The sequence below is a fragment of the Pseudonocardia sp. CA-142604 genome (assembly GCF_050948475.1).
Taxonomy (GTDB): domain Bacteria; phylum Actinomycetota; class Actinomycetes; order Mycobacteriales; family Pseudonocardiaceae; genus Pseudonocardia; species Pseudonocardia alaniniphila.
Map to the genome: position 1 here is coordinate 7949712 of NZ_CP192045.1, position 19750 is coordinate 7969461.

Genomic DNA, 19750 nt, shown 5'->3' on the forward strand with positions numbered 1-19750 from the left:
CATGGGCACCAGCGCATCCGTCACGAACTGGGCGGGCAACATCGTCTTCGGGGCCGGCAGATTCCACCGGCCGGACTCCGTTCCTGCGCTGCAAGAGCTGGTGGCGGGGAGCGACAGGATCCGGGCCCTGGGCACCGGACACTCGTTCAGCCCGATCGCCGACACGACGGGTGACCTGGTGTCGCTCGCCGACCTGCCGAAGATCGCGCACATCGATCCGGACGCCGCCACCGTCACGGTCGCGGCCGGGGCGCGCTACGGCGAGGTGACCGGGATGCTGACCGCGGCAGGCTTCGCCCTCCCCAACCTCGGCTCGCTGCCCCACATCTCCATCGCGGGTGCCTGCTCGACCGGCACCCACGGTTCCGGGAACGGGAACGGCGCCCTCGCGACGGCCGTGTCGGCCATCGAGCTGGTGGGGGCCGACGGCGAGCTGCGCACGGTGCGCCGGGGTGACGCCGAGTTCGCGGGCTCAGTGGTCGCACTCGGCGCGCTGGGCATCGTCACCACACTCACGCTCGACCTGCGCCCGGCCTTCGACCTGCGGCAATGGGTCTACGAGGGCCTGCGCAGGTTCGACGACGTCGAGGAGGCGCTGGCGGCCGCCTACAGCGTCAGCCTCTTCACCTACTGGGAGGGCGAGGGCTTCGAGCAGGTGTGGATCAAGCAGCGCGACACCGACCCCGAGCCCCCGTTGCGCTGGCTCGGCAGCACCCGCGCCGACGGCCCGCGGCACATGGTGCGTGGGGTCGACCCGCGGCACTGCACGCCACAGCTGGGCGTGGTGGGCCCGTGGAACGAGCGGCTGCCGCACTTCCGGCTGGAGTTCACCCCGAGCAGCGGCGAGGAGTTGCAGTCGGAGTACCTGCTTCCGCGGGGCTCGCTCGTCGACGCCTTGCGGGCCCTCGACCGGATACGCGACACGATCGCGCCCGTCCTGCAGGTGTGCGAGATCCGCACCATCGCCGCAGACGACCTGTGGCTCTCCCTCGCCCACGAGCGTGACAGCGCCGCGGTGCACTTCACCTGGGTCGCCGACACAGCCGCCGTGCTCCCGGTGGTGGCCGCCGTGGAGGCGGTGCTGGAGCCCTTCGGTGCGCGGCCGCACTGGGGCAAGGTGTTCGGCATCGAGCCGGACGCCGTGCGGGCGCTCTGGCCACGCCTGCCCGACGTGGAGCGGCTCCTGCGCCGGCACGACCCCGCAGGCAAGTTCCGCAACGCGATGGTGGACCGCTACCTGCCTGCCTGACGCACCTGGCCCGGCGCGGATTCCGCGCCGGGCCAGGAGAGCCACTCGTCCGTGGAGCCTGCGGCTCAGCCTCCTGCCTGAGGAGCCGGCTGACCGCCGGACGCGGCCTGCCGCGCGCAGGTGGTGTCCTGCGCCGGGAGCGTGAGATCCACGAGGTAGCGCGTCGCAGCCGCATCCGCGCAGGCGTTGGCCCCCTGGAGCGCCACCGTGTGCCCGTCGTTCTCCACGGTCAGCAGCCGGGCCTTCATCTGCCTGGCCAGCGACACGCCGTCCTCGTACGGGGTGGCGGGGTCGCCGGTCGAGGAGACGACCAGCACGGTGGGCAGGCCCGGCGCCTCGACGGGCCCGGGCTGGCTGGTGGGCGGCACCGGCCAGAACGAGCACTGCTCCAGCGCGTCGGACGGCCCGACCCCCGCGTCGTAGAACGGCGCGATCTCCAGCGACTCCTTGCTGATCTCGAGCGCGACGCTGCGGTCGGTGAGCCGGTCGGAGTCGACGCAGTTGATCACCGGGAAGGCTTCCAGCAGGTTGCTGTAGCTGCCGTCAGGTGCCCGCTCGTAGTAGGCATCGGCCAGCCGCAGCAGGTTGCCGCCGTTGCCCTGCGTGACCTGCACGAGCCCTTCCTGCAGGAAGCCCCACAGCGACTGGGAGTACAGCGCGGTGAGCACGCCGGTCATGGCGTCGTTGTAGCTCAGTGTGCGCCCGCCCTCGGCCGGGATCGGCGTGTTGATCAGCGGCCGCAGGAGATCCTGCAGCTTCTTCGACGCGCCGGGTACGTCCGTGCCCAGCGGGCATCCGGCCTGCCCGACGCAGGACTTGGCGAAGTTGTCGAAGGCCCGCTGGAAGCCACGGGCCTGCGTGAGCCGCGACTCCACAGGGTTCAGCGACGGATCGACCGCGCCGTCGAGCACCATCGCGCGCACCGACTGCGGGAACTGCTCGGCGAACTCGGAGCCGATGTGCGTGCCGTAGGAGTAGCCGACGTAGTTCAGCTTCTCGTCACCCACCACCTGGTGGGCGATCTGGAGGTCGCGGGCCACGTCGCGGGTGCCTACGTTGGCGAGGACGTCGAGGCCCACACGGTCGGCGCACCGCTGCGCGAAGTCCTTGTACTCCTGCTCGGTCTGCGCGACGCCCTCCGGCGAGGTGTCCAGATCGAGGTCCGCGCGATCGGCATCGATCTCAGCCGTGTTGGAGCAGTCGATCGTGGGCTCGGAGACTCCGACGCCGCGCGGGTCGAACCCGATCAGGTCGAACTTCTGGGCCACCTCGCCGTTGCCGATCAGGCCGGCGATCGACGGCAGGAAGCTCACACCCGAGCCACCGGGGCCGCCCGGGTCGGTGAACAGCGAGCCGATCCGGGCCGCCGGGTCGAGCGCCTTCTGCCGGAGCATGGCGATCTTGGCGGTCTTGCCCTCCGGGTTCGCATAGTCGAGCGGCACCTCGAGGTAGGTGCAGTCGAACTTGGGGTCGGCGAAGGTCTGCCGGTCGGCATCCGTGCGCGCGAAGTCGGTGCAGGGACCCCAGGACAGCTCCTGGGACAGGAAACGATCGAGCCCCGGCTGGGCGGGCGCCGGTGCAGGCGCCGCCGCAGCCACGGGCGGGACGGCTATGGACAGTCCTACCAGGAGCGTGAACGTGCTCGCGACGACCGCGCGACGGGACAACCTCACGAACGGGAATCCTGTCGGTGTTACGTCCCTCGGGCAACCACCGGGATCGGCACGGCGGTGTCAGCGCCGACGCGATCGCCTGTCCTGCGGCGGGCCCGTGCGCGGCGCCGCCGCCCGCAGGTTCGGCCGCTCGTTGCCGGCGTCCCACCGCGCGTAGGCGTCGACGATGTCGGCCACCAGTCGATGGCGCACCACGTCGGTGCTGGTCAGCAGCGAGAAGTGGACGTCGTCGACCTCGCCGAGGATGTCGCGCACGACGTTGAGCCCCGATCGGGTGCCGCCGGGCAGGTCGACCTGCGTGACGTCACCGGTGACCACGATCTTGGAGCCGAACCCGAGCCGCGTCAGGAACATCTTCATCTGTTCGGGCGTGGTGTTCTGGGCCTCGTCCAGAATGATGAAGGCGTCGTTGAGCGTGCGGCCGCGCATGTACGCGAGCGGCGCCACCTCGATGGTGCCGGCAGCGATCAGCTTCGGGATCGACTCGGGGTCGATCATGTCGTGCAGCGCGTCGTAGAGCGGGCGCAGGTACGGATCGATCTTCTCGTAGAGCGTGCCGGGCAGGTAGCCGAGCCGCTCCCCCGCCTCCACGGCCGGGCGGGTGAGGATGATCCGGTTGACCATCTTGGCCTGCAACGCCTGCACGGCCTTGGCCATGGCGAGGTAGGTCTTGCCCGTGCCGGCCGGGCCGATGCCGAAGACGATGGTGTGGGCGTCGATGGCGTCGACGTAGCGCTTCTGGTTGAGCGTCTTGGGCCGGATCGTCTTGCCGCGCCGGGACAGGATGTCGAGGCTCAGCACCTCGGCGGGCGACTCCCCGATGCGGGCGCGCTCGTCGGCCTCGCCGTCGGCGAGCATCTCAACGGTGCGCCGCACGGCGTCGGTGGAGACCTGCTGCCCGCGCTCGGCGAGCATGATCAGCTCGGTGAACACCCGCTCCGCGAAGGCCACGTCGGCCGGGGATCCGGTGAGGGTGAGCTCATTACCTCGGACATGGACGTCGGCGTCGAGCAACTCCTCGGCGACGCGCAGGCTCTCGTCGCGCGAACCCAGCAGCGCGAGCAGAGCGGTGTCCGGAACGGCCATGCGGGACTGGACGGGATCCGGATGTGACAAGGGCTGTGCCGCCTGCTTTCCATCTGCTGGGACTCTGCTGCCTGAGGACCCTCAGATGTTACCGCCACACCCCGACAGAACGCCCGACCTTTCCGTAGCCGATGCCTCCGCGTTCGGCCGAGTGAGGTCCGGCACCTCCCGGAGCCCCGCACGTCATCCGGTGTTTACCTTGGGTGGCCGGTTTGCCGTGCCTGGGTAGGCCAACAGACCCGTCGGCCCCCGGATGTGAGGCCGCGGTGCAGAGCACCGGGAAGGTGTGAGAAATGGGCCGCCGGGCCATCCACCGCGTGCACGCGTCCAGCGCCCGACCGGCCTCAGGAGGCTGCGCGTGACCACCACTGCCGCTGTTCAGGTCGGCTCGGCCGCGCGGCCTGCGGTTTTCACCACGGATGTCGCAGCGCCGCAGCGCACGTTGCTGGACATCCTCGCGGCGACCGCTGCGCTGCACCCGAACGCCACAGCCCTCGACGCCGGTGGGGTGGCCCTCAGCTACCGACGGCTCGCCGCCGACGTCGAGGTCGTCCGCCGCAGGCTGGCCACCGCCGGCATCGGCCGCGGTGACCGGGTCGGGGTGCGGATCGCCTCCGGCACGGTCGAGCTCTACGTCGCAATCCTCGCTGTGCTCGCGGCGGGGGCTGCGTACGTCCCGGTCGACGCCGAGGATCCCGACGAGCGCGCGGAACTGGTGTTCGGCGAGGCGGCGGTCTGCGCCGTTCTCGGCGACGGCTGCGCGCTCGCGATGCGCCACGACCCGGTCGGCACGCCCGGACGCCCCCGCCCCGAGGACGACGCCTGGGTCATCTTCACGTCCGGTTCCACGGGCACCCCGAAGGGTGTGGCGGTCCGGCACGGCGGCGCTGCCGCGTTCGTCGACGCGGAGGCGCGGATGTTCCTCACCGACGAGCCGATCGGACCGGGCGACCGGGTGCTCGCGGGCCTGTCCGTGGCCTTCGACGCGTCGTGCGAGGAGATGTGGCTGGCCTGGCGGCACGGTGCATGCCTGGTGCCGGCCCCACGGTCGCTGGTGCGCACCGGCGTCGACCTCGGCCCCTGGCTCGCGGCGCAGCGGATCACGGTCGTCTCCACCGTGCCGACGCTCGCCGCGCTGTGGCCCACCGACGCGCTCGAGGACGTCCGGCTGATGATCTTCGGCGGTGAGGCGTGCCCGCCCGAGCTCGCCGAGCGGGTCGCTGTGGAGGGCCGCGAGGTGTGGAACACCTACGGTCCGACCGAGGCGACCGTGGTCGCCTGCGCCTCGCCGCTCACCGCCGACGGCCCGGTGCGCATCGGGCTCCCGCTCGAGGGCTGGCAGCTCGCGGTCGTCGACGCCGAGGGTGAGCCGGTCCCGATGGGCGGGACGGGTGAGCTGGTGATCGGCGGCGTCGGGCTCGCCCGCTACCTCGACGGGGCGAAGGACGCCCAGAAGTTCGCTCCGCTGCCGTCGCTCGACTGGCCCCGCGCCTATCGCAGCGGCGACGTCGTCCGCGCGGAGGAGGCCGGCCTGCTGTTCATCGGCCGGGCCGACGAGCAGGTCAAGCTGGGCGGCAGGCGGATCGAGCTCGGCGAGGTGGATGCCGCGCTGCAGGCGCTCCCCGGTGTGCGCGCTGCCGCGGCCGCGGTGCGCCGGACGCGGGCGGGCAACCAGGTCCTGGTCGGCTACGTCGCCCCGGAGACCGGTGAGTTCGACACCGACAGCGCCGCGCACCGGCTTCGCGACCGCCTGCCCGCCTCGCTCGTCCCGCTGCTCGCGGTGGTGGACGAGCTGCCCACCCGCACGTCCGGGAAGATCGACCGCGAGGCACTGCCCTGGCCGCTGCCATCGGGGTCCGGCGAGGACCTGGTCGCGGCGGGCGTTCTGACCTCGACGGAGGGTTGGCTCGCGCAGGGCTGGGCCGAGATCCTCGGTGCCCCCGTCACCGATCCGAGCGCCGACTTCTTCACCCACGGCGGTGGCAGCCTGACCGCAGCCCAGCTGGTTGCACTGATCCGCGTCCGGCATCCGCAGGTGTCGGTCAACGACCTCTACCTGCGCCCGACGCTTCACGAGCTCGCAGGCTGGCTCGACGCGCAGAGCACCGCGCCCACCGCCCGTCGCGAGGTCAGGCCCACTCCGCGGCCCACCGGGATGGTGCAGGCGCTGCTCCTGGTGCCCATGCTGGCGCTCGTCGGGCTCCGCTTCACCACGACAGCGGCCGCGCTGTTGACGCTGGCCGCGCTCTCCGGGGTGCTGCCGTGGGCGCCCGCGGTGCCGTGGTGGTGGCTCGTGCTGGGGTGGCTGGTGCTGTTCAGCCCGCCGGGCCGGATCGGGATCGCCGCAGGCGGGGCCCGGCTCCTGCTACGCGGGGTGCACTCGGGCAGCTATCCCCGTGGCGGCTCGGTGCATGTCCGGCTGTGGGCCGCCACCCGGCTCGCCGAGCTCTCCGGGGCCACCGGCGTCACCGCGGCGTCGTGGACGACGCAATACGCACGCTTGCTCGGGGTGAAGATCGGCAAGGACGTCGACCTGCACTCCGCACCCCCGGTGACGGGGATGCTCAAGCTCGGCCGGGGCGCCGCGGTGGAGCCCGAGGTCGACCTGTCCGGCCATTGGGTCGACGGCGACGTCGTGCACGTCGGCAAGATCCGGATCGGTGCTGGGGCACGGGTCGGCGCGCGCAGCACCCTGTTCCCCGGCGCTCGCGTCGGCCGGGGCGCCGAGGTCACCCCGGGGTCGACGGTGCAGGGCGCGGTGCCCGCGGGTCAGCGCTGGTCGGGCTCGCCTGCCCACCGCACCGGCAGGAGCGACCTGAGCCGGCCCGCGGACCGGCCGCCCCGCTCCCGGTTCTGGGTGGTGGCCTACGGCGTCACGTCGGCCGTGCTCGGGCTGTTCCCGGCGCTCGCCGCGCTGCCCACGCTCGTGATCGTCGGCTTCGCGGTGTCCGGAGCCTCCACGCCCGCCGCCGTGGCGCGCGCCGCGCTGCTGGCCGTCCCGCCGGCTGCGCTCGCCTACGCCGTCGGGTACGCCGTACTGGTGCTCGTCGGTGTGCGCTTGCTCGGCGCGGGGATGGTGGCGGGTCGCCACCCCGTCCACAGCCGGGCGGGCTGGCAGGTCTGGACCACCGAACGCCTGATGGCGATGGCCCGCATCGCGCTGTTCCCCCTGTACGCGAGCCTGTTCACGCCGGTCTGGCTGCGGCTGCTCGGGGCTCGTGTCGGCAAGGACGTGGAGGCGTCCACCGTGCTGGCGCTGCCCCGGATGACGACCGTCGCCGACGGGGCGTTCCTCGCCGACGACACGATGGTGGCGACGTACGAACTGGACGGCGGCTGGATGCACGTCGGGCCCGCACGGATCGGCAAGCACGCGTTCCTCGGGAACTCCGGCATGACCGGCCCGGGCCGCTCGGTGCCCAACCGTGGCCTGATCGGGGTGCTCTCCTCGACACCGCGGAAGGCGAAGAAGGGCTCGTCATGGCTCGGGCTGCCGCCGATGCCGCTGCGCCGGGCGGTCGAGCAGGGTGACACGAGCCGGACGTTCCATCCTCCGCGCAGGCTGAAGGTGGCGCGCGGGCTCGTCGAACTCTGCCGGGCCGTCCCGGTGATGTGCTCCGTGGCTCTTGCCACGGGCGTGCTCGCCGCGTTGCTGGCCGTGGACGTCGCCGGCGGGCTGCTGCTCGCCGCTGTGCTGGCCGGCCCGTTCCTGCTCGCCGCCGGGCTCGTCGCCGCCGCCACGGCGACCGCCGTGAAGTGGCTGCTGATCGGCCGGTTCCGCGCGGTGGAGCACCCGCTGTGGAGCTCCTTCGTGTGGCGCAACGAGCTGGCCGACACCTTCGTCGAGGTGCTCGCGGTGCCCTGGCTCGTCGGCCCGGCGAGCGGCACCCCGGTGCTCACCGCCTGGCTGCGCAGCATGGGCGCGAAGGTCGGCCGCGGTGTGTGGCTGGAGACCTACTGGCTGCCCGAGTCCGACCTCGTCCGGCTCGGGGACGGGGCCACCGTCAACCGCGGCTGCGTCGTGCAGACCCATCTCTTCCACGACCGGATCATGAGCATGGACGGGGTGCGGCTCGACGAGGGCGCGACGCTCGGGCCGCACGGGATCGTCCTGCCGGGCGCCGGGATCGGCGCGCGCACCACAGTGGGCCCGGGATCGCTGATCACCCGCGGCGACGCGGTGCCCGCCGACACCCGCTGGCTGGGCAACCCGATCACGTCGTGGCCCGCGCGCGGAGGACGGTAGGGATGGACCCCAAGGCCGGGCCACCGGCCGGTGCCCGCCGCTCGGCCGACCCCTATTTCCCCGAGCACGGCAACGGGGGCTACCGGGTCGAGCACTACGACCTCGACCTCGCCTACAAGGTCCGCTCCAACCGGCTCTCCGGGCGCGCCACGCTCACGGCCGTGGCCGGGCAGCCGCTCGGCCGGTTCAGCCTCGACCTCGGTGCGTTCACGGTCCCCCGCGTCAGCGTCGACGGGAGGCCTGCACGGTTCAGCCACCACGGCGGGAAGCTCCACGTCACACCGGCCCGGCCGGTGGCGTCCGGCGCCTCGTTCGTCGTCGAGGTGCGCTACGGCGGCAACCCGCGGCCCATCGACAGCCCGTGGGGCGACATCGGCTGGGACGAGCTGACCGACGGGGCGCTCGTCGCCGCCCAGCCCATCGGCGCGCCTTCCTGGTTCCCGTGCAACGACCACCCCGCGGACAAGGCCGCGTACCGGATCGCTGTGACCACCGAAGCGCCCTACACGGTGCTGGCGACCGGCGTACCGACCGGTCGGCGGCGCTCCGCCGGCAGCCGTACGTGGATCTTCGAACGGCCGGAGCCGACGGCGACCTACCTGGTCAGCGTGCAGATCGGCCGCTACGACCAGCTGGAGCTGGCCCGCGGCGGTGTCCCCCAGACGGCCGGGGTGCCGGCACGCCTGCGCAAGAACGCCGCCCGCGACCTGGGGCGCCACGGGCAGATCATGACGACCTGCGAGGCGTTCTTCGGGCCGTACCCGTTCGGCTACTACGTGGTGGTGGTGACCGACGACGACCTGGACGACCCGATCGAGGCCCAGGGCATGTCGATCTTCGGCGCCAACCACATCGACGGGAGGCGGACCCACGAGCGGCTGGTGGTGCACGAACTCGCTCACCAGTGGTTCGGCAACAGCCTGACGATCGCCGACTGGCGCCACATCTGGCTCAACGAGGGTTTCGCGACGTACGCGGAGTGGCTGTGGTCGGAGGCGTCGGGCGGGCCTGCGGCTCAGGCGCACGCCCGTGAGTGGCACGCGGTGGTGGCGGGCCTGCCCGCCGACCTGGTGCTCGCCGACCCCGGCGTCGAGCGGCTGTTCGACCAGCGCGTGTACAAGCGCGGCGCGCTGGCCCTGCACGCGCTGCGCCTGCGGATCGGCGACCAGCGCTTCTTCGCCCTGCTGCGCACCTGGACCACGCAGCACCGGCACGGCTCGGTGACCACCGAACAGTTCACCGCGCTCGCCGGCGTGCACGCAGGCGCCGATCTGTCCGCGTTCTTCTCCGAGTGGCTGTACGGCGAGGCGCTTCCCGATCTGCCGCGCTGAGCCCACGCCGTCCGAGGCTTCTGCGCAGCTGCCGACGGGAGTCAGGATGGGACCGTGCACGATGACTCGGCTCTCGTCCTCCCGCGGATCGCGCGGTTCTTCCGCGAGCGACTCCTCCCCGCTGTCTACCGGGACCGCGTCCCGGCCCAGCTGACGGCCTGGACGGCGCCTGGTGAGCCCGTTCCGTTCGCTGAAGCCGTACGGCAGGAGTACACACCGATCACCCCAGGCACGGCGTGGGGAAGGCCGTGGGGCACGGTCTGGTTCCACGTCACCGGGTCCGTCCCGGCGGCCTGGACCGATCCCGCCACGCGGCCCGAGCTCGTCGTCGACCTAGGCTTCTCCTCGGCCGTCCCCGGTTTCCAGGCCGAAGGGCTCGCCTACACGCCCGGCGGCGTGGTGGTGGCCGCGGTCGAGCCGATGAACATGCACGTGCCTCTCCCCGACGGCGCTGGATCCGCCGTCGACCTCTACGTCGAGGGCGCCTCGAACCCCGACGTCGGGAGCGGCTGGACGTACTCCCCGAGCCCGCTCGGTGACCTCCTCACCGCGGGCTCGGACCCGATCTACCGCCTCGGCGGCGTGGACGTCGCGCTGGTCGACCTCCCCGTCTGGGAGCTGACCCAGGACGTCTGGACGCTCTCGGGGCTGGTCGGTGAGCTGCCCGCCGACCTGCCGAGGCGTGCCGAGGTGCTGCGCGCGCTCGAACGGGCCGTCGACGCCGTCGACCCGGACGACGTCTCCGGCACGGCTGAGCTGGGCCGGGCCGAGCTGGCCGGTGTGCTGGCGAGCCCTGCCTACCCCAGCGCCCACCGGGTGCACGCCGTCGGCCACGCGCACATCGACTCGGCGTGGCTGTGGCCGGTGCGCGAGACGGTCCGCAAGATCGCCCGAACATTCGCCAACGTCCTGTCCCTGATGGACACCGACGACGAGTTCGTGTTCGCCGCGTCCTCCGCCCAGCAGTACGCCTGGCTCAAGGAGCACCACCCCGAACTGTTCGAGCGGGTGAAGGCGCGCGTGGCGGAGGGCCGGTTCGTGCCGGTCGGTGGGATGTGGGTGGAGTCGGACACCAACATGCCCGGCGGCGAGGCGCTGGCGCGCCAGTTCGTGGCGGGCAAGCGCTTCTTCCGCGAGGAGCTGGGCGTGGACCCGCAGGAGGTGTGGCTGCCGGACTCGTTCGGCTACTCGGCCGCGCTGCCGCAGATCATCGCGGCGGCGGGGGCGCGCTGGTTCCTCACCCAGAAGATCTCCTGGAACGAGACGAACGTGATGCCGCACCACACGTTCCGCTGGGAGGGCATCGACGGCACCCGGATCTTCACCCACTTCCCGCCGGTCGACACGTACAACTCGCAGCTCTCGGCGCAGGAGCTGGCACGGGCGCAGCGTCAGTACGCCGAGAAGGGCAGGGCCAACACGTCGCTGGTGCCCTTCGGCTGGGGCGACGGCGGTGGCGGGCCGACCCGGGAGATGCTCGCCGCCGCGGCGCGCACCCGATCGCTGGAGGGCTCACCGGCCGTGCGGATGACCTCGCCCGCGGAGTTCTTCGCCACGGCCGAGGCCGAGTACCCCCTGCCGCCGGTGTGGTCGGGCGAGCTCTACCTGGAGTTCCACCGCGGCACCTACACATCGCAGGCACGGACCAAGCGGGGCAACCGGCGCAACGAGCACCTGCTGCGCGAGGCCGAGCTGTGGGCCGCCACGGCCGCCGTGCGCACCGGCGCGGCGTATCCCGCGGACGTGCTGGAGCGGTGCTGGCACACCGTGCTGCTGCAGCAGTTCCACGACATCCTGCCGGGCACGTCGATCGCGTGGGTGCACCAGGAGGCAGAGCGGAACCATGCCCGCGTCAGCGCGGAGCTCGAGGAGGTCATCGCGCGATCGCTCGCGGCACTCGTGGGACAGGGCGACGAGGAGATCACCGCGAACGCCGGCCCGTACGTCCGCGACGGTGTGCCTGCCCTGGGCGGCGCGACGCCGTCGCGTCCCGGCGGGCGGGCGACGATCGAGGAGAGCGGTGAGGGCCTCGTGCTCGCCAACGACGCGGTCCGGGTCGTCATCGACGAGCGCGGGCTGTTCACCTCGGTCCGCGACCTCGCCGCCGACCGCGAGGTCGTGGCACCGGGCACCACCGCGAGCCTTCTCCAGCTGCACCGCGACACCCCCGCGAAGTGGGACGCCTGGGACATCGACGAGACCTACCGGCGCCACGGCCGCGATCTCGTCGACGTCGACGAGCTGACGGTGCTCGAGCGCGGACCGGAGCGGGTGTCCGTGCGGATCGTCCGCAAGCCGGGGGCGTCCACGATCACGCAGGTCGTGAGCCTGACCGCCGGCTCGCCGGCGATCGACGTCGTCATCGACGTCGACTGGCACGAGCGGCAGAAGCTGCTGAAGCTCGCGTTCCCGCTCGACGTGCACGCCGACCGCGCGACCTCGGAGATCCAGTTCGGGCACCTGCACCGTCCGATCCACACGAACACCTCGTGGGATGCGGCGCGGTTCGAGACGGTGGCCCACCGGTGGGTGCACGTCGGCGAGCCGGACTACGGCGTGGCGGTGGCCAATGACTCGACATACGGCCACGACGTGAACCGCAGCACCCGCTCCGACGGGGGCACCACCACAACCGTGCGGCTCTCTCTGCTGCGCGCGCCGCTCTTCCCCGACCCCACCGCCGACCAGGGGGAGCACCGGCTCGCGGTCTCCTTACGCGTGGGCGCCACGATCGCCGACGCCGTGGCCGAGGGTTATCGGCGCAACCTGCCGCTGCGGACGGTACGTGGCCGGGCCGGGATCGACCCGCTGGTGACGGTCGATCATCCCGCCGTTGTCGTCGAGGCCGTGAAGCTCGCCGAGGACGGAAGCGGCGACGTGGTCGTGCGGCTCTACGAGGCGCACGGCGGCCGAGCCACGGCCTCGATCAGGGCGGACTTCGCGCACTCCGGTGTAGTCGAGACCGACCTGCTGGAGACCCCGCTGGATCAGCCGGTGGCCCTGTCCGCCGACGGCACCCGGCTGGCCCTGCGCCCGTTCCGCATCGTCACGCTGCGCTTCGCGCGTGGCGCAGGAGGCTGACAAATCGGCCGAACCCGGCCATGCAAAGCTACGCCCCGTGATCATCGCGGAGTCGAACCTGGTCCGGATCGGCCTCGTGGCGCTCGGCGTGGGGGTGCTCCTCACGCTGGCCGGGCCCGTCGCCGGCGCCCAGGGCGCGCAGGAGCCTGCCGAGCTCGCGCCGACGATGCTGGTGCTCGACGCGTCCGGCTCGATGACGGGCGCGGACCCTGCGGGCGGCACCAAGATGGACGCGGCCAAGAAAGCGGTGCACGCGCTGGTCGCCGCCGCACCCGACGGCGCTCCTGTCGGCCTCGCCGTCTACGGCACCGGCACCGGCAACTCCGACGCCGAACGCGTTCAGGGTTGCCAGGACGTCACGGTGCTGCGCCCGCCGGGCGCGATCGACAAGGCCGCACTCGCCACGGCCGTCGACGGTGTCGTTCCCCGCGGCTACACCCCGATCGGGCGCTCCCTCCAGGTGGCCGCCGAGCAGCTGCCGCCCGAGGGCCCCCGCTCGGTCGTGCTCGTCTCCGACGGCGAGGACACCTGTGCCCCACCCGAGCCCTGCGATGTGGTGCGCACGCTCTCCGGGCAGGGCGTCGACCTCGTCGTCCACGCCGTCGGCTTCGGCGTCGACGCCGTCGCCCGCGCCCAGCTCGCCTGCGTCGCCCAGGCCACCGGCGGCACCTACACCGACGCGCCCGACGCCGGCGCACTGCAACGCGTGCTCCCCCGCGTCACCGCCACGGCGCTGCGCAACTACCAGCCTGCGGGCACGCCCATCACGGGCACTCCGACTTTCGACGCGGCGCCGCCGGCCGGCCCGGGACAGCACCTCGACACGATCGGTCAGCACGAGCAGCGCTACTACGCGGTCGACGTGCCCGCAGGCGCCACGGCCTACTTCAGCGCGACGGTCTCCTTCCCGCGCCTGCGCGGGATCGATGTGGTCAGCGACTTCAACACCCTCCAGCTGCGCACCTACGGCGACGGCGGCGAGGACTGCCACGAGTTCGTGTCCGAGCAGACGAGCAGGTCATCGGACGGAGCCGCGCTAACCGTCGCCACCACATGGGACGGCGCCACCAAGGACGCCACCGGCAGCAGCCCGACCGGCGACGCGTGCAAGGGCGGTGGCCGCTACTGGTTCGCGCTGGAGTGGGACCGGGTGTCGGCGGGCGTGCCGGAGCGGCTCCCTGTCGAGCTGCTCGTCGGCGTCGAGCCCGCGGTGACCGACCCGGGGCCCGTTGCGGTACTGCCTCTGGGCGCGTTCGTCGAGCCGACGGGTGCACCCCGGCCCGTGGTGGGCGGTGGCTCCTTCAACGTCGCCGGCACGCTGGACGGCTCCGGCAGCTACGCAGACGTTCTGCAGCGCGGTGAGTTCGTGTTCTACCGGGTGCGGCTGGACTGGGGGCAGGGACTCACCTACCGCGTGCGGCTCGGCGAGACGCCGGGCCGAGGGACCGAGAACCTCTCTCCCGTCTCCACACGGGTGTACACGCCGACGCGCGAAGAGATCGGCGAGGAGTTCTCGTCGTACAACGGCGACGCCCGGCAGCTGCCGAGCAACAAACCCGCGCTCACCACCGTGCCGGTGCGCTACGGCAACCGGAACGCCGACGTGGTGGCGACCCGCACGCAGAGCGTGGCCGGCTGGTACTCGATCTCCGTTCAGGTGGGCGCGCCCCACACCGACAACGGCACCGCCGCCCCGGTGCCGATCCAGCTCGACCTCACCGTCACCGGCGACCCCGAGCCCGGCCCGGCGTACGCGTTCTCCTCGCCCGAGGCGCAACGGATCGGGTTGTTCGGCGAGCCCGGCAGGCCCGCCGCCGGGCCGGTGGCCGCCGCCCCGGGCTCCACCCGGGGCGAGGCCACGAGCACCACGGTGATCTCGCCTGCCGGTTGGGCCACGATCGCGGGCGGTGCTGCGCTCGTGGTGGCCCTGGGCACCGGCATCGTGCTGCGCAGCCGCCGCCGCGCCCGGTAGCGGGAAAGCCGCTAGTGGCCGCGGAACGCCTCCGCGAGCCACCACGAGCCACCGTCCGAGGCGATCTTCGCGTCGACCAGCATCGGGGCGGTGCGCGGACCGTCCACCCACTCCGCCACCGGCTTCAGATCGTCCGGAGTACGCACCGTCACGGCGTCGAAGCCGAACCCCCGCCCGATCGCGGCGATGTCGGTGTCGGGGAACGTGACGGTGGTGTGGTCGGCGCCGGTGAAATGGTGCACCTCGGCGCCGTAGCCGCGGTCGTCGTAGATCACGACGACCATCGGGAGCCCGAGCCGCGCCACGGTCTCCAGCTCCGCGGCGGCCATCAGCGCTCCGCCGTCGCCCAGCGCGGCGACGGCGAGCCGGTCCGGGCGGGCGAGCGCTGCCCCGACCGCCGTGGCGAGGCCGAGCCCGATCGACTGGAACGCCTGCGTGAAGCAGAACCCGTGCTCGTCGGGAACGCGCAGGTAGGCGCTCGGGTAGCCCATGAAGTTCCCGGAGTCGACGGCCACCGTCCGATCGTCGGGCAGCAGATCGTCGAGCGCGATCGACAGGGTGCGGGGGTCGATGCCGTCGGGGCCGGTGAGGTCGTCGTAGGCGACGGTGTTCCAGCGACCGCGCTCGGCGATCGACGCCCGGATCTCGCCGGTGCGGTAGCCCGTGCGGTGCTCCTGGTAGACCGCCAGCACGTCGGCTGCCGTCGCGCCCACGTCACCCAGCACGCCAAGGTCCACCGGCCGGTTCGCGCCGATCGCGTCGGCGTCGAGGTCCACCTGCACGACCCGGGCGCCCGGCCCGATCAGCGCGCCGTGGCGCATGGTCCACATGTTCAGCGTGCAGCCCCAGCCCACCACCAGATCGGCCTGCGTGATCAGCTCCGCGGCCAGCGGCGAGGCGAACCCGCCGGAGATCCCCAGCGACCAGGGGTCGTCGTGGAACAGCCCGTTCGCCACGGCCGACGTGGCCAGCAGTGCGCCGCACGCCTCGGCCAGCGCGCGAAGCTGCTCCCGCGCCTCGCGCGCGCCCCGACCGGCCACGAACACCGGGCGCTGCGCCGCCGTCAGCAGCGTGACGAGCTCCGCCACCGACGCAGCGGACGGCCGCACCGGCGCCAGTGCGGGCAGCGCGGGCACCTGCATCGGCTGCGGAGCTGCGGCAGCCTGCACGTCGAGCGGCAGGTTGAGCACCACCGTGCGCCGCTGCTCGACGGCCGTCCGGAAGGCCCGGACGACGTCGTCGGCTGCCGACTCCGGCGAGTGGACGCGCTCGGCGACCGCACCGACCGCTTCGACGAGCGAGTCCTGGTCGATCCGGAAGTTCGACCGCACAGCGGCGCCGCCGGTGTCGGCGGCCAGCACCAGCATCGGCGTACGGCTCTTCGCGGCTTCGGCGATCCCGGTCATCGCGTTGGTGAGCCCGCAGCCCTGGTGCACGGAGAGCACGCCGACGCGCCCGCTCGTGCGGGCATAGGCGTCGGCCATCGTCGCCGCGCCGCCCTCGTGCCGCGCCGCCACGAACGGGAGGCCGCCTGCGCGCAGCGCGTTGGTGACGTGGAAGTTCCCGCTCCCGACCACCCCGAAGGCGTGCCCGACTCCCAGTTCGGTGAGCGCACGGCCCACCAGCTCGGCGACGATCATGTGGTCACCTCCCGATCGCAGGGCCCATACGGCCGGTTCAGCCGGGCGCCCTCGCCGTCCGCCATCACGGCTCCACCAGCGCCAGCACCCGGGCCGGGCTCCCCGACCCGCCGACGATCGGCAGCGGACCCGCGATCACCACCGCGCCGGTGGGGGGCAGCTGCGCAAGGTTCTGCAGCTGGGTCAGCCCGTACTTGCCCGCGCCCAGCATGTAGGAGTGGCACGGGAACGGCGGGTCGAACGAGTGCGCCGCACCCGCGTCGGTGCCCACGGTCTCCACGCCGAGCCCCATCACCGGAGCCTCCTCGGCGAGCCATTTCGCGCACTCGACGGAGATACCGGGCGTGTGCGACCCCGTCTCGTCGGCGTTCAGGAACGCGTCGGCATCATCGCTGCGGGCGTCCCAACCCGTCCGGTAGAGCAGCCAGCCGCCCTCCGGGAGCGGCCCGTGCTCGGACTCCCACGCACGGACGTGGTCGATCTCGAGCAGGAAGTCCGGGTTCTTCTCGCACTCCGCCGAGAAGTCCAGCACGGCGGCGGGCGCTACCAGGCGAGCGGCCGGCACCTGCGCGATGTCCTCGCCGTCCTTCGCGGTCACCCAGTGCACCGGCGCATCGAAATGCGTGCCCGTGTGCTCCGAGGTCTGGATGTCGTTCCAGTACCAAGCGGGGCCACGGTCGTCGTAACGGCTTATCTCGGTGACCCCGAACGGCGAGGCGTTGGCGAACTGCGGAGGCAGCTGGAGAACCGGGGTTCCGCTGTGCAACGGCGCGGTGAGGTCGATGACCTCGACGGTGCGCGTGCGTAGCGCGTCGAGCAGGTTCTGCAGCACCGGCATGGCGGTTCCTCCGAGATCGGCATGTGGTCGTGGGCGTAATCGCGATCCCCAATGATCCTTGCGCATGACTGCATATCCGCCCAGTGCGCGAAGTACTAGTCCTTGAGGAGGCTCTCCAGGGCGTCGCGGCAGGCGCGCCACGCGGCGCTCGACGGGTCGATCAGCGCCATGTGGTCCACCCCCGGCAACGTGACGAGCTCGGCCTCGGCTCCGGCCGCAGCCACGAACCGCTCGCTCTGCCGGATCGGCACGTTCACGTCCGCGGTGCCGTGCACGCACACCACCGGCACGCCGATCGGGAGACGGGCGATGGGCGAGGCGAGCGCGTACCGGTCCGGGACGTCGGACGGGTCACCGCCGAGCAGCGCCTGCACCGCACCGCTGCCCACCCGGCGTTCGGCGGCGTCGACGAGGTCCAGCACACCGGCCTGGCTGACGACGCCGCGCAATGCGACGAGAGGAGCCGCGCCGGCCGCACCCGCGGGAAGTCCCGGACGGGCGGCGAGCCATGTGGCGAGGTGCCCGCCGGCGGAGTGCCCGACGGCGACGACACGGTCCAGCGGCAACCGGCCACCGACCGCGTCCTGCACCGGACCGGCCAGCGCATCCACTGCCGCCGCGACGTCATCGAACGTACGGGGCCAGCCGCCGCTGTTGTCGTCGGCGGAGCCGGTGCTGTCGGTCGGCACCGGCACCCGCCGGTACTCGATGTTCCATGCGGCGAGCCCGGCGTCCGCGAGGTCGGCGGCCAGCGGGCGACCCAGCTCGAGCCCGTAGGTCTGCCGCCAGAAACCACCGTGCACCACGACGGCCACCGCTCGGACATCGCCTGACGGAAGGGTCAGCTCGCCGAACTGGGCAGGGTGGATGCCGTATTCGAACCGGAGTGGGGCCTCTGGGCGACTCACGGACGGGATCATGACACGGAAAACCCATTCGTCACGTCGCGGTGGACGTGGGGGGACACCCACCGCGACGTGACTCCGCCGGCTGAGGGGGACTCCACCGGCGGCCCCGTGGGCGAGCACGCTCACGGTGCGGGCCGGCCGCCTGCACGACCGGATTCCGACAGAAGGTACCGCGAGGAACGAACCGCGAAAGCCGTCCTCACCCGGATGAACCCGCAGGTCCGACGTATCTGGACCCGGACGGGGGCACCCGGGGTCGTCAAAGCTGATGAGAGCGCCGGTAGTCCGCCGGGCAAACGGCGGATCGGTACTGACCTGACGAACGGGTGTGCCGCCCATCCGGGGACCGGCGCCCGACTGATCAGCTCCAACGATCGGTCAGCACACCGAGCGCACCGAGCGCGACGGCGGCCGCGGTCGAGGCCCGCAACACCTCCTGACCCAGCCGCACGGACCGGGCACCCGCAGCCACGAGCGTCTCGAGCTCCTCGTCGGTGATCCCACCCTCCGGGCCGACCATGAGCAGGAGGTCGCCGGTGCGTGGAATCTCGTCGGCGATGTCCGCGAGCCGGTCGCCCGCGCCCTCGTGCAGCACCAGCGCACCGGCCGCGGCACCCACCCGCCGCGCCAGATCCCCGGTCGTCACGGGCTCCTCGACGTGCGGCAACCACGGGCGCCGGGACTGCTTGGCCGCCTCGCGGACCGTGCTGCGCCAACGGCCCAGCGCCTTCTCCCCGCGCGGCCCGTCGTCCCAGCGCACGATGCACCGCGCCGCTCGCCACGGCAGGATCCCGTCGATCCCGGCCTCGGTGGCCATCTCGACGGCCAGCTCGCCGCGGTCACCCTTGACGAGGGCCTGGGCGAGCAGCACGCGAGGCGCAGGGGGGTCCAGCACGACCCGCGAGGTGATGGTCAGGTCGACGGTGTCGCGGCCTGCCGCGTCGACGACGGCATGGGCGAGCCCGCCGTGGCCGTCGGCGAGCTGCACGGCCTCGCCCGGACGCAGCCGCTTGACCGTGGCCGCGTGACGCCCCTCGGGCCCGTCGAGGACAGCGCGGTCGCCGGACGGCAGCGCGTCGACGAGGAACAGTGGTGCGGTACTCACGAGACGATCCTCCCGCGCCCGGGACCGGGGCGGGCGGCAGCGGGTTCAGGAATGCGCGGCCCGGCGGACCGGCGCGATCGTGGTCACCGGATCTTCCGTGAGGAAGCCCAGCACGAGCCTCGTGACGAGCTCGGGCTTCTCCGCGACATGGACGTGCGATGTGCCTGGCACGACGGCGAGCTCCGCGTTCGGCACCAAGCCCGCCAGTCGGCCGCGGCCGCCTCCGAACTCCCGAACATCCCGGGCAGCAGTCCGGTGTGGTGGAACTGGCCGCTCATCAGGACCAGTGACCGGACGAGGTCGGGGCGGCGCAGCGCGACGTGCAGGGCCGGCGTGGCCCCGTCGCTGTAGCCCACGAGATGCGCCGACCCGCCGACCACGGGCTCCAGGAACGCGACCGTGTCAGCGGCCGTCACCTCGTACGTGAACGGCCCCGGCACGTCCGGGGTGCGCCCGTACCCGCGGCGGTCGGGCGCGAAGACCCGGAAGTGCGCGGCGTAGGCCTGCACGGCCGGCCCGAGCTCGCGCGAGTCGCCGAGCCCCACTGCAGGTACACGAGGGGCTCGCCCGAACCGCGCACGGCGTACCAGGTGGGCAGACCACCGGCGTCGACGAGTGTGT

Annotated in this window: 12 protein-coding genes; 5 read left to right on the top strand and 7 right to left on the bottom strand. The window is 72.7% G+C overall.

The window, feature by feature from the left end; translation table 11 throughout:
* Nucleotide 1: 1 nt before the first annotated feature.
* Nucleotides 2-1249, top strand: a complete 1248-nt coding sequence (locus ACQPZQ_RS35970; RefSeq protein ID WP_433288413.1) for a D-arabinono-1,4-lactone oxidase — start codon at nucleotides 2-4, stop codon at nucleotides 1247-1249.
* Nucleotides 1250-1314: 65 nt separating this feature from the next.
* Here ACQPZQ_RS35970 and ACQPZQ_RS35975 read toward each other — a convergent pair whose 3' ends face one another.
* Together ACQPZQ_RS35975 and ACQPZQ_RS35980 are read right to left on the bottom strand one after the other, a co-directional pair.
* Entirely contained in the window at nucleotides 1315-2922 is a 1608-nt protein-coding gene (locus tag ACQPZQ_RS35975; protein ID WP_433288415.1) for an alpha/beta hydrolase, read from the bottom strand.
* Nucleotides 2923-2982: 60 nt separating this feature from the next.
* Nucleotides 2983-4008 carry a PhoH family protein gene (locus tag ACQPZQ_RS35980; protein ID WP_433288417.1) on the bottom strand — a complete coding sequence of 342 codons (1026 nt, stop codon included), beginning with the start codon at nucleotides 4006-4008 and terminating at the stop codon, nucleotides 2983-2985.
* Nucleotides 4009-4366: 358 nt separating this feature from the next.
* On the opposite strand from ACQPZQ_RS35980, the gene ACQPZQ_RS35985 reads away from it, so the two are divergent.
* The 4 genes from ACQPZQ_RS35985 to ACQPZQ_RS36000 are packed head-to-tail and all read left to right on the top strand — an operon-like array spanning nucleotide 4367 to nucleotide 14638.
* Nucleotides 4367-8254: a Pls/PosA family non-ribosomal peptide synthetase gene (locus tag ACQPZQ_RS35985; RefSeq protein ID WP_433288419.1), complete on the top strand. Its 3888-nt coding sequence runs from the start codon at nucleotides 4367-4369 to the stop codon at nucleotides 8252-8254.
* 2 nt (nucleotides 8255-8256) lie between these two features.
* Complete coding sequence (locus ACQPZQ_RS35990) at nucleotides 8257-9585, top strand: M1 family metallopeptidase (protein ID WP_433288421.1); 1329 nt, start codon at nucleotides 8257-8259, stop codon at nucleotides 9583-9585.
* A gap of 54 nt (nucleotides 9586-9639) precedes the next feature.
* On the top strand, nucleotides 9640-12666 hold the full coding sequence (locus ACQPZQ_RS35995; protein WP_433288423.1) for an alpha-mannosidase: 3027 nt from the start codon (nucleotides 9640-9642) through the stop codon (nucleotides 12664-12666).
* Nucleotides 12650-14638: a vWA domain-containing protein gene (locus tag ACQPZQ_RS36000; protein WP_433288425.1), complete on the top strand. Its 1989-nt coding sequence runs from the start codon at nucleotides 12650-12652 to the stop codon at nucleotides 14636-14638. The genes ACQPZQ_RS35995 and ACQPZQ_RS36000 overlap by 17 nt, the downstream gene beginning before the upstream one ends.
* 11 nt (nucleotides 14639-14649) lie before the next feature.
* Here the strand turns inward: ACQPZQ_RS36000 and ACQPZQ_RS36005 are convergent, their stop codons facing one another.
* The 5 genes from ACQPZQ_RS36005 to ACQPZQ_RS36025 form a co-directional block, all read right to left on the bottom strand.
* Nucleotides 14650-16278, bottom strand: coding sequence for a thiamine pyrophosphate-binding protein (locus ACQPZQ_RS36005; protein WP_433288427.1), 1629 nt, complete (start codon nucleotides 16276-16278; stop codon nucleotides 14650-14652).
* A gap of 64 nt (nucleotides 16279-16342) precedes the next feature.
* A complete protein-coding gene (locus ACQPZQ_RS36010; protein WP_433288429.1) occupies nucleotides 16343-17116 on the bottom strand; it encodes a cyclase family protein in 774 nt (257 codons plus the stop codon).
* A gap of 95 nt (nucleotides 17117-17211) precedes the next feature.
* Nucleotides 17212-18024: an alpha/beta hydrolase family protein gene (locus ACQPZQ_RS36015; protein WP_433288431.1), complete on the bottom strand. Its 813-nt coding sequence runs from the start codon at nucleotides 18022-18024 to the stop codon at nucleotides 17212-17214.
* Between the two features lie 361 nt (nucleotides 18025-18385).
* Nucleotides 18386-19129: a 16S rRNA (uracil(1498)-N(3))-methyltransferase gene (locus ACQPZQ_RS36020; protein WP_433288433.1), complete on the bottom strand. Its 744-nt coding sequence runs from the start codon at nucleotides 19127-19129 to the stop codon at nucleotides 18386-18388.
* An 83-nt stretch (nucleotides 19130-19212) separates the two neighbouring features.
* Nucleotides 19213-19674 carry an alpha/beta fold hydrolase gene (locus ACQPZQ_RS36025; RefSeq protein ID WP_433288435.1) on the bottom strand — a complete coding sequence of 154 codons (462 nt, stop codon included), beginning with the start codon at nucleotides 19672-19674 and terminating at the stop codon, nucleotides 19213-19215.
* Between the last annotated feature and the right edge of the window lie 76 nt (nucleotides 19675-19750).